The 532-nt window shown below is 51.3% G+C and carries 1 pseudogene; it reads right to left on the bottom strand.

Features of this window, described 5'->3' with window-relative positions:
* Positions 1 to 532: pseudogene (locus tag MM213_RS20850) on the bottom strand (hypothetical protein); the annotation flags it as partial.

The following is a 532-nucleotide window of genomic DNA, read 5'->3' on the forward strand; positions in this document are numbered from 1 at the left end:
GTAGTCTCCCGCTGGCGTGTTCGGTGCTACCGTAACCGTTCCATCTGGGTTGATCACTACCGGAGAGTCAGGATCTACATTGATCGGTGTCAAGATCACATCATCAGGGTTCACAGGATCTCCGTTCAAGGTATCGTTATCCAATACATTGCCCGGTACTGTGCCACCTGTCGTGCCGTTGATCGGACCGAAGTCATCATCATTGGCTTCTATCGCTGGCGCTGTCACAGTTACAGTTACTGTCGCTGTATCACAGTTATCAGGATTCAACACCTCACAGATGCTGTACGCTACTTCGTAGTCTCCCGCTGGCGTGTTCGGTGCTACCGTAACCGTTCCATCTGGGTTGATCACTACCGGAGAGTCAGGATCTACATTGATCGGTGTCAAGATCACATCATCAGGGTTCACAGGATCTCCGTTCAAGGTATCGTTATCCAATACATTGCCCGGTACTGTGCCACCTGTCGTGCCGTTGATCGGACCGAAGTCATCATCATTGGCTTCTATCGCTGGCGCTGTCACAGTTACG

The organism is Belliella alkalica (assembly GCF_022549785.1).
GTDB lineage: Bacteria > Bacteroidota > Bacteroidia > Cytophagales > Cyclobacteriaceae > Belliella > Belliella alkalica.